Source organism: Ruegeria sp. CRTD044 (assembly GCF_059613485.1).
The window spans coordinates 118,895-128,816 of record NZ_JBXWSP010000005.1 but is presented as its reverse complement, the minus strand read 5'-3'; the positions used below and the strand labels follow the sequence as shown (position 1 = coordinate 128,816).

The 9,922-nt window shown below is 62.0% G+C and carries 9 protein-coding genes; 4 read left to right on the top strand and 5 right to left on the bottom strand.

Translation table 11 applies throughout. The annotated features are described in order from the left end of the window. The coding region (locus AC2FNL_RS07710; RefSeq protein ID WP_496833025.1) for a hypothetical protein at positions 1–224 on the top strand (224 nt) is incomplete at its 5' end. A 55-nt stretch (positions 225–279) separates the two neighbouring features. On the opposite strand, the gene msrQ is transcribed toward AC2FNL_RS07710, so the two are convergent. Both msrQ and msrP read right to left on the bottom strand, forming a co-directional pair. Continuing rightward, entirely contained in the window at positions 280–894 is a 615-nt protein-coding gene (msrQ, locus tag AC2FNL_RS07705; RefSeq protein WP_093965484.1) for a protein-methionine-sulfoxide reductase heme-binding subunit MsrQ, read from the bottom strand. A 4-nt stretch (positions 895–898) separates the two neighbouring features. Then, a complete protein-coding gene (gene msrP, locus AC2FNL_RS07700; protein WP_496833024.1) occupies positions 899–1,801 on the bottom strand; it encodes a protein-methionine-sulfoxide reductase catalytic subunit MsrP in 903 nt (300 codons plus the stop codon). A 224-nt stretch (positions 1,802–2,025) separates the two neighbouring features. Here msrP and AC2FNL_RS07695 point away from each other — a divergent pair, with 224 nt between their 5' ends. After that, positions 2,026–3,009, top strand: coding sequence for a hypothetical protein (locus AC2FNL_RS07695; protein ID WP_141138535.1), 984 nt, complete (start codon positions 2,026–2,028; stop codon positions 3,007–3,009). 63 nt (positions 3,010–3,072) lie between these two features. Here AC2FNL_RS07695 and clpB read toward each other — a convergent pair whose 3' ends face one another. From clpB to AC2FNL_RS07680, 3 genes are all read right to left on the bottom strand, one after another. Further along, on the bottom strand, positions 3,073–5,691 hold the full coding sequence (gene clpB / locus AC2FNL_RS07690; protein WP_496833023.1) for an ATP-dependent chaperone ClpB: 2,619 nt from the start codon (positions 5,689–5,691) through the stop codon (positions 3,073–3,075). A 125-nt stretch (positions 5,692–5,816) separates the two neighbouring features. Next, positions 5,817–6,131 (bottom strand): hypothetical protein, encoded by a 315-nt coding sequence (locus tag AC2FNL_RS07685; protein ID WP_496833022.1) that lies wholly within the window; start codon positions 6,129–6,131, stop codon positions 5,817–5,819. 100 nt (positions 6,132–6,231) lie between these two features. Next, positions 6,232–7,488 (bottom strand): tetratricopeptide repeat protein, encoded by a 1,257-nt coding sequence (locus tag AC2FNL_RS07680; RefSeq protein WP_496833021.1) that lies wholly within the window; start codon positions 7,486–7,488, stop codon positions 6,232–6,234. A gap of 87 nt (positions 7,489–7,575) precedes the next feature. Between AC2FNL_RS07680 and pyrF the strand changes: the two genes are divergently transcribed. Beyond that, positions 7,576–8,292 carry an orotidine-5'-phosphate decarboxylase gene (pyrF, locus tag AC2FNL_RS07675; RefSeq protein ID WP_496833020.1) on the top strand — a complete coding sequence of 239 codons (717 nt, stop codon included), beginning with the start codon at positions 7,576–7,578 and terminating at the stop codon, positions 8,290–8,292. Positions 8,293–8,665: 373 nt separating this feature from the next. Further along, positions 8,666–9,919: a DNA polymerase IV gene (locus tag AC2FNL_RS07670; protein ID WP_496833019.1), complete on the top strand. Its 1,254-nt coding sequence runs from the start codon at positions 8,666–8,668 to the stop codon at positions 9,917–9,919. The last annotated feature ends 3 nt before the right edge of the window (positions 9,920–9,922 follow it).

The window sequence follows — 9,922 nt, the reverse complement described above, 5'->3', positions numbered from 1 at the left end:
GCGTCTCAACCGTCTTTCCAGTCCGTCAGGCCTTCTCCAAGACCACCCAACACCGCCTCAGCAGCGCCGGTGAAGGGCGTTCTAAGGATAACTACAAATCACCGCAAGCAGAAAATGACAGGAATTGGGAAAAAATCGCGAAAACGAAAATATTTGTTTATTTTCAGCATATTGAAGCCGCCACATCTCCCCAGAGCTCAGTTTTCGCTGAGGCCTCGCAGTGAGAAACCACTCACTGCCTGACTTGCCCACATGGTTACCCACAGCCCAGCACCCGAGTCACGCGGAATCGGCGCGCCGGGACGCCGTATTGAGAGCCGGCTTGGGCAGGCGCAGCAGCAACAGGGCAAGAATCACAAACAGGTAGATCATGGGTTCGATCTGAAAGCCCTTCGCCAGCATGACGTAGTGCAGCCCTGCAAGAATGGCTGCCGGGTAGACCAGCTTGTGCAGGCGCCGCCAAGCCGCCCCCAGCCACCGGACCGAGGCATTGTTCGACGTGATCCCAAGCGGCAGCATCAGAACGAATGCCGCCATGCCAACTGTGATGTAGGGTCGCTTTATGATGTCTGCCCAGATTTGACTTGGGTCTTGCACGTCCAGAACCAGCCAAACCAAAAGGTGGCACGCCACATAGGACAGGGTTAAAATGCCGAAGGCCCGCCTGAACTTCATAAGGTTCAAGCCGGTAAGCCGCCTCAGCGGCGTGACCGCCAAACCCAGGATCAACAACTGAAGCGCCAGTTCTCCATATTCATGTTCCAAAGCCTCGATCGGTTCGACCCCGAGGCCTCCGGTCATGCCTTGGTAGAACAACCAGGGCACCGGAACCAATCCGGCAATGTAGACGGCCCAGACAGGAACGCGGCGCAGTATCTGGTTCAGCTTGTGCATGGCCTCAGTAGTATTCCCTGAGATCCATGCCGTCATAAAGCCCTGCGACCTCTTCTTCGTAACCGTTGAACAGCAGTGTCGGTTGTCGCTTGGCAAACAACCCGCCGCCGATGCGGCGCTCCGAGGCCTGCGACCACCGCGGATGATCCACGGTCGGGTTCACGTTGCTGTAGAACCCGTATTCACGCGGGTTGGCCATGTTCCAGCTGGTTGGCGGCTCTTCCTCGGTCAGAGTGATGCGTACGATCGATTTGATCGACTTGAAGCCATATTTCCACGGAACCACCAAGCGCAGCGGGGCGCCGTTCTGGTTGGGGATCGGACGGCCATAGATGCCTGTCGCCATGATCGTCAACGGATGCATGGCTTCATCCAGCCGTAGACCTTCCCGATACGGCCAGTCCAGAACCGGATATGCAACGCCCGGCATCTCGTCGCGGCGCAGCGCGGTTTCGAACGCCACGTATTTCGCCCCCTCCTGCACGCCGGCCATATTCAGCAGGTCGGCCAGCTCGAACCCGTTCCACGGCACGACCATCGACCAGGCCTCGACACAGCGAAACCGGTAGATGCGTTCTTCGATCGTCATTTCGGACATGATGTCCTGGAAATCGTACTCTCCCGGGCGGTCAACCAACCCGTCGATCGTGACGCTCCATGGTTCGGTCTTGAGGGTATGGGCGTATTTCGCAGGGTCGTCCTTGCGGGTCCCGAACTCATAGTAGTTGTTGTAGGAGGTGATCTCTTCCCAAGTGTTCTGCTCCAGCGCATCTTCAGCACCAGCCCGGCCCGCGATCATCGCCAGTCCCGATCCCGCAAGCCCCGCAATAATCTGTCGGCGGTTCAGGAACGCCGTCCGCGGGGTCGTATCGGCATGTGTCAGGGTGTTGATCCAGCGGTGCGCCATTCCGTTCTCCGTTCATTTACAAAAATCAGCCTTGAATTAGCCCCGTTTTAGCACCGGACCAACGCAACTTGCGTCACGATTGAGAGACGGGACTGTAACGAAGCCTGCGTTGCATTCCCGTCGCGCACAGACGAACACCTGTTTGGAACGGCACCAACGGGATGGAAGCTGCACACCCGATAAGGTATCGCCGAAACAACCAGAGACTGTGTGAAGGCCGCCCCGTGTTACTGACCAAAACCATTCCTTTGTCCCTTTCGATCCTGTGGCGCTTTGCGGTGACGTTCCCGATCCTGCTCATTGGCCTTTTTCTGTACGGTGCGTTGGGTGGTGTGATCGGGTTCGTCATCGGGTTGATCCTGCCCGGAACACTGTTCATCGCAACCTTCCTGATCAGCGCCTCATCCGGCGTGATCCCGATCATGGTCGGCGCCCGGTTCGGGTTCCAGTCAAAGCTGATCCGACCCGGTGTGGGCTATCGCAAGCTGATCGTGCCCGCCATTGCCTATGGCGCGGCGGAGTCCCTGGCGATCGGCCTGATCCTTGCACCAGTGGTCGGGTTGGCCTTTGTCCAGGTCGCGCCGAATCTGGTTGATCTGACCAAGACCCCCGAAACACCGGCCCTCGACTGGCTGACCTCGGCCGGCGCGTCGGTTTCTGTGGCGGGCCTCGTCGTCACTGTTGCGGTATTCACGGTAGCCTCGGCTGCGCGGGCCAGTCTGCTGGTTCCCCTGGCCGCGGCAGCCTTGGGCAGCGATCCTGACGACCGACCCTATACACCCTTCCGCAATCTGGGTGCCTCCTTCTGGCCGCTCTTTGCATTGGTGGCCATCAGCTATGTGTCGATGATGGTGCTTTACGTCCTTGCCTTTCTGGCCGTGGCCTTTGTGGCCGGGCTACCGGCGTTGGCAACGTCCGTCACCGAAATCGAAGGCCTGTTCCGAGGCGGCGCCATCGAAAACCCGATCTGGCCTGCCGTGGCCCTGTTGCTCAGCTTTATCCTGGTCGGGCTTTGGGGGCTGAGCCTGCAATCCGCGGGCGCGGTGTTGGCCTATCTGAAGCTGCAGGGCGGGCGTCCCAGCCGCCATATGGTGGATCCGGCCCAGCGCATGGCCCCACTGGCACCACCACCATCGCCCGATTCTGGTCCGCGCCTGAGTGCCAACGACTTGCGCGCATTGCGCAAAAGCCGTCAGAACCACGACTGATGGTGCACATGAAAAAGGCCCGCCATCTCTGGCGGGCCTTTCCTGTTGCAGCCAAGCCGCAGCTTAGTGGACCACGGCCTCGTCCGGGCGTGGGCGGTCGCTGGTGCCCAACCGGTCGCCGATGATCAGACCATCGGGTCCGGCAGTTACCGGCACGGTGTCGCCATCCCGGATGTCGCCGGCCAGCAAAGCCTCGGCCAGCGGGTTCTGCAGGGCACGCTGGATCACGCGCTTTAGCGGACGGGCCCCGAAGACCGGATCGTAGCCTTCGTTGGCCAGCCACTCCTTGGCGGCATCGTCCAGCACAAGATCGATCTTGCGCCCGGCAAGCCGCTTCCGCAGGCGGGACAGCTGGATATCGACGATTGCATCCATGTCCGACCGCTGAAGCCGGTCGAAGATGATGGGCTCATCCAGACGGTTCAGGAACTCGGGCCGGAAATGTGCCCGGACCGCGTCCATCACGTCGCGCTTGGCCTGCGCCGTGTCGGCCCCTTCGGGCAACTGGCTCAGCGCCTGCGAGCCAAGGTTCGAGGTCAGCACGATCAGCGTTTGCTTGAAGTCGACCGTGCGGCCCTGGCCATCGGTCAGGACACCGTCATCCAGCACCTGCAACAGCACGTTGAACACGTCCGGATGCGCCTTCTCGACCTCGTCGAACAGCACCGCCTGGTACGGCCGGCGACGAACGGCTTCGGTCAGAACGCCGCCTTCCTCATAGCCGACATAACCCGGCGGAGCACCGATCAGGCGGGCGACGGCGTGTTTCTCCATGAATTCGGACATATCGATCCGCACCATCGCGTGTTCGTCGTCGAACAGGTATTCGGCGACGGCCTTGGTCAGCTCGGTCTTACCCACACCGGTCGGGCCAAGGAACAGGAACGAGCCCAGTGGGCGGTTCTCGTCGTTCAGACCGGCCCGGGCCCGGCGAACGGCGTTGGCCACGGCGCGCACGGCCTCGTCCTGGCCGACCACGCGGGCATGCAGCGCTTCTTCCATGCGCAGCAGCTTTTCGCGCTCGCCTTCCAGCATCTTCGAGGTCGGGATACCCGTCCAGCGCTCGACCACGGCTGCGATCTGTTCGGGACGCACCGTTTCCTTGGCCATGACCGCGTTGCTTTCCTGGCTTTCGGCCTCGGCCAGCTTGCGCTCCAGCTCGGGGATCACGCCATAGGACAGCTCACCGGCCTTGGCCAGGTTGCCCTCGCGCTTGGCGATCTCCAGCTCGGCGCGCGCCTTGTCCAGCTGTTCCTTCAGCTCGCGGGCGCTGGCCAGCTTGTCACGCTCGGCCTGCCACTGGGCGGTCATCTCGGCGGATTTCTCCTTGAGCTCGGCCAGTTCCCTCTGCAAAGCCTCAAGCCGGTCTTTCGAAGCCGCGTCATCTTCAAGCTTCAGCGCTTCTTCCTCGATCTGGAGCTGCAGGATCTGGCGATCCAGCTGGTCCAGCTCTTCGGGCTTGCTGTCCACTTCCATGCGCAGACGCGAGGCGGCCTCGTCCACGAGGTCGATCGCCTTGTCGGGAAGGAAGCGGTCGGTGATGTAGCGGTGCGACAGGGTCGCGGCCGACACCAGCGCCGAATCCGAGATGCGCACACCGTGGTGCAGCTCGTATTTTTCCTTGATGCCGCGCAGGATACTGATCGTGTCCTCGACCGTGGGTTCCTGCACGAAGACGGGCTGGAACCGGCGGGCAAGGGCCGCGTCCTTCTCGACGTATTTGCGGTACTCGTCCAGCGTGGTGGCGCCGATGCAGTGCAGCTCGCCCCGCGCCAGCGCGGGCTTGATCAGGTTGGCCGCATCCATCGCACCGTCGGACTTGCCGGCCCCGACCAGCGTGTGCATCTCGTCGATGAACAGAACGATCTCGCCGGCGGCCGCGGTGACTTCGTTCAGAACGGCTTTCAGGCGTTCCTCGAACTCACCGCGGTATTTCGCACCGGCGATCAGGGCACCCATGTCCAGGGCCAGCAGCTTCTTGTCCTTCAGCGATTCCGGCACGTCGCCGTTCACGATGCGCAGAGCCAGACCTTCGGCGATGGCGGTCTTACCCACACCGGGCTCACCGATCAGAACCGGGTTGTTCTTGGTCCGGCGCGACAGCACCTGCATGGCGCGGCGGATTTCCTCGTCGCGGCCGATGATCGGGTCGATCTTGCCTTCGCGGGCGGCCTCGGTCAGGTCGCGGGCATATTTCTTCAGCGCGTCATAGCCTTCTTCGGCATTGGCGCTGTCGGCGGTGCGGCCTTTGCGGATATCGTTGATCGCCTCGTTCAGCTTCTGGGCGGACACGGCACCGGCTTCCAGGGCCTCTTTGGCCTTGGATTTGACAATGCACAGCGCCATCAGCACGCGCTCGACCGGCACGAAGCTGTCGCCGGCCTTTTTGGCGATCTTCTCAGCCTCGTCCAGGACCTTGGCGGTCTGACCGTCCAGATAGACCTGGCCCGCGTCGCCGCTGACCTTCGGGATCTTGGCCAGGGCAACATCCAGCGCCTCGACCACGCGCTCGGGCGCGCCGCCCGCACGTTTGATCAGGTTGCTGGCCAGCCCCTGGTCATCATCCATCAGTGCTTTCAGCATATGTTCGGGAGCCAATCTCTGGTGTCCCTCGCGCAGCGCAATGGTTTGCGCCGCCTGCACGAAACCTCGTGCACGCTCGGTGAACTTGTTCAAGTCCATGGCATTCTCCTTTTCCAAGCGCCCGTTAGATTTGCGCCTGCTTGGCAGCACGCAGTGGTCCGGGCCTCATGGATCAATTTGGGAAATGTCCCCGCTGCTTCAAGAGGGTAGCGGGTGAAAAACGCTCAGCCGCGGGGAATCGTATAGACTGTATAGCCGCCGGTTTCGGCCACCTGCTGAGCATTCTGCATCTCGACCAGCGACTGCGCGGCGGCGCTGCCGGTGGGACACGAGACAAGGTCGGCAGTGTGGTCAAGGAAATTGACGGTAAAGGCGGTTTCGCCGGTCAACTGGCACCAGTCATCTTCGGAACGATAGCCGCCGACCAGGTACAAATCGTCATTGGTGGGCGGCGGCGCAGCGCCCGTCTCGGGCTGTGGAGGGGTGTCGTCACAAGCGGCGAGCGCGGCCACGGCGGCCAGCGGAATTAGGTGCTTCATGGTCTGTCCCTTTGGTGCAATTTTTGTTTCTGAATGGCGGCACCATAGCACAGTTAGACCACAGCGGGGAAACGAGGGTCTCCCCGCCCAGCCGTGGGGGTCAATCGCCTTCGATTTCCCGGATCAGCTTTTTTGCAACGTCGTCGCCCTGCTCGGCCGCAAGACGGTAATACTTCAACGCGCCTTCGATCTCGCCCGCCTCGTGCAGCAGCCGGCCAAACTTGCGCTGCGAGGCCATATGGCCAAGCTCGGCCGCCCTGCCCCAGAGGACAAAAGCCGCCTGCGTGTCGTGGGGCACGCCGTCCCGCCCGTGATAGGTCAGCGACCCCAGATTATGCAGCGCCACGACGTCATCCTCTTCGGCGGCCTGGAAATAATACTCCACCGCCTTTTCGATATCCTTGGGATATCCGTTCTGGCCGGTTTCGTAGATCAAGCCCAAATGCACCGCGGCATCGACGTTCCCGTGATCAGCGGCCCGCTCCAGATAGTCGACCGCGCGGTCCATATCCTGTGCGACATGCGTGCCGTCGCGATGAAAGATGCCCAGGCGGACCATTGAGGGACCATACCCATAATACGCGGCCCGTTCATAATACTCGAGCGCCCTGTCGATATCGGGCGCGACACCATCCCCGTGCTCATAGCCGTATGCCACGTTGTGCATCCCCATGGACAGGCCGGCATCGGCGGCCGCCATGTACCACCCGAACGCCGTTTCATCGTTTTCGGGAACGATCTCACCCTCGTTATAGAGCGAAGCGAGCGTGTTCATCGCCAGCCCGCTGCCTTCCATTGCCGCCAGCTCCGAAAACTCGAGCGCCATTTCCAGCTTGCCGCCTTTCATCAGCGCCCGGCCGAACGCGGCGACGACCTCGGCGTCGACATTCTGGTCTTTCAGCAGTAGATCGGCACAGATCGCCATCGCGTTCTCGGCGTCCACATCCGCCCATTCCACCCCGTCGAAATAGGGCGACTGGCCCGGAGCGGCAGCGGCCATCAGGCACTCATATTCTCCGTCCGAATAGTCGGGCTCGTATGGCGGATCGTCGCGGTCCGGTTCCGGCCGGGTTCGCAGGTCGGTGACAAGCAGGCGTCGCGTCTCTTCTTTGGGGGCGCTGACCTCCTCCGGTTCAGGTGCGCCTCCATTGAATTCGGCCAGTTGCTCGCGTGCAAGCTGCGAGTAGATCGGGCACTCCGCGTAGACCTCTGCAAAGCTTTGGATGGCTGCCGCCGACCCGCTGTCCTTGACGTCCGCCCAGACCAGTCGGGCCTCGCCGCAATCCGTTTCACCGGCCCAGACAGCGCCCCCCCCGGCCAAAACAGCTGCCGAAGCCACCACACCCAACCGTATCATCCTGTAGTTCCCTGCGTCTTTTCTTGTCTGATTGCGCCACACGCTCTACAGAAGCGCCGATCCCGTCAAGCCTGAAAGGTCGAAACAATGCCCAAAGCCCTGCCCCAAACCGCAGATGACCGCCTGATCGTCGCCCTCGACGTGCCCAACGCGCTGGAGGGGCTGAAAATGGCCGAGACGCTGGGCGACGCGGTATCGTTCTACAAGATCGGGCTGGGCATGCTGACCGGTGGCGGGTTGGCCTTGGCAAACGAGTTGAAGCAGGAGCACGGCAAGCGCATCTTTCTGGACATGAAGCTGTTCGACATCGGCAACACGGTGGAAAACGCCGTGCGGGGGCTGGCGCAGTTCGATCTGGATTTCCTCACCGTGCACGGAGACCCACATGTGGTGCGTGCTGCCAAGGAAGGCGCAGCAGGCAAGGATCTGAAGATCCTCGCGGTGACCATCCTGACCTCGCTGAACCGTGACGATCTGGATGCAGGTTTGATGAAGTCCGGCGACATGCAGGACATGGTTCTGGAACGCGCGACCCGCGCATTCGAGGCCGGCGCCGACGGCGTGATCGCCAGCCCGCAAGAGGCGGCCCTGATCCGCGCCCAGCCCCAGGCCAACGGCCGGCTTATCGTCACCCCCGGCGTGCGGCCGTCCGGGTCGGACCTTGGCGATCAGAAACGCGTGGCGACACCCGCCGCCGCAATCAGTGACGGGGCCGATCACATCGTGGTCGGGCGGCCGATTTATCAGGCCGCCGACCCCAAAGCTGCAGCCGACGCCGTTCTGGCCGAGTTGCGTTCGGTGTGACCTTTCGAGGACAAGTCGCGGCAAATCCCCGTTCCGGAAGCAAGATTTGGCGCGCAAGCGGTTGACCTTGCGTCACTTTTAGCCGTGGCCGCGCCAAATTGCCTCTGTGCCCCAAAACACACATGAAAAACACGAGTTTTGGGACCTGCTTCGTAAGCCTATCGAAATCGACATTTTTGGGCGATTCTGATCAAGAGACACTCCCCAACGGGCCGCGTCTTCCTGAGGCCCGTTACCTCCCCCCGCGAAACTGCGGGGGGTCTTCTTGTCGGCCCCTCCTTTTCGTTCAATCGCTTTGCGCTGCAGCGTGCGGTGTTGTACTTTTGGCACCTCGGCCAGACCGCTCATTCGCGGTGCCCGTGGAAAGGAAATGATGCCCGCTCTCTGTCGCGATTGCCTTGCCAGTCTTCACGACGAACGGCGCTGCCCCTCCTGCGGCAGCCCGCGGGTACTGCGACATCCAGAGCTGTTCGACCTGACCATCGCCCATATGGATTGCGACGCGTTCTATGCCTCGGTCGAAAAGCGCGACAACCCCGAACTTGCGGACAAGCCCGTGATCATTGGCGGGGGACGGCGTGGCGTGGTGTCAACGGCCTGCTATGTGGCGCGTATTCGCGGCGTGCGCTCGGCCATGCCAATGTTTCAGGCGCTGAAACTATGCCCCGATGCAGTGGTGATCAAACCGCGCATGTCCGTCTATGTCGAGGTCTCACGACAGATCCGCGGGATGATGGACGAACTGACACCGGATATCGAACCCCTGTCACTGGACGAGGCATTCATGGACCTGTCAGGCACCCAGCGGCTGCATGGTGCGCCGCCCGCGGTGATGCTGGCACGGCTGGTCAAACGCATGAAAGACGAACTGGGCCTGACTGGCTCGATCGGGCTTTCGCACAACAAGTTTCTGGCCAAGGTGGCGTCCGACCTGGACAAACCGCGCGGGTTTTCCGTGATCGGCAAGGCGGAAACCGCCGAGTTTCTGAACGGCAAGCCGGTGCGGTTGATCTGGGGCATCGGACCGGCTGCGCAGGAGTCACTGGAGCGGGCCGGCATACGCACGTTCTCGGACTTGCTGCGATGGGATCAAGAGGCCCTCACGGCGCGCTTCGGCTCGATGGGCTATCGGCTGTGGCACCTGGCCAGAGGGCAGGACAAGCGGCGCGTTTCGGCCCACGAGCCGATGAAGTCGATCAGCAATGAAACAACGTTTTTCGAAGACACCGCCAACCCCGACATTCTGGACGGTCACCTTTGGCGCATGGCCGAAAAGGTGGCCGACCGTGCGAAGGCCAAGCGGCTGGCCGGGCGGGTCGTGACGCTGAAGCTCAAGAAGGCCAACCACAAACTGCTGACCCGCCGGGTCTCGTTGCGGGATGCGACACAGATGGCCGACCGCATCTACCGCACCGCCCGCGGGCTGTTCGATCAGGTCGGCGATCAGGGCCCCTATCGTCTGCTGGGCTGCGGATTGTCAGATCTGTGCGCCGAAGATAAGGCCGACATATCCGGCGACCTGCTGGACCCCGGGGCCACGCAACGCTCGAAAGCAGAGCGTGCGACCGACGAGATCCGCCGAAAATATGGAACTGATGCAATCGTGAAGGGCCGAGCGCTGCGGTGACTC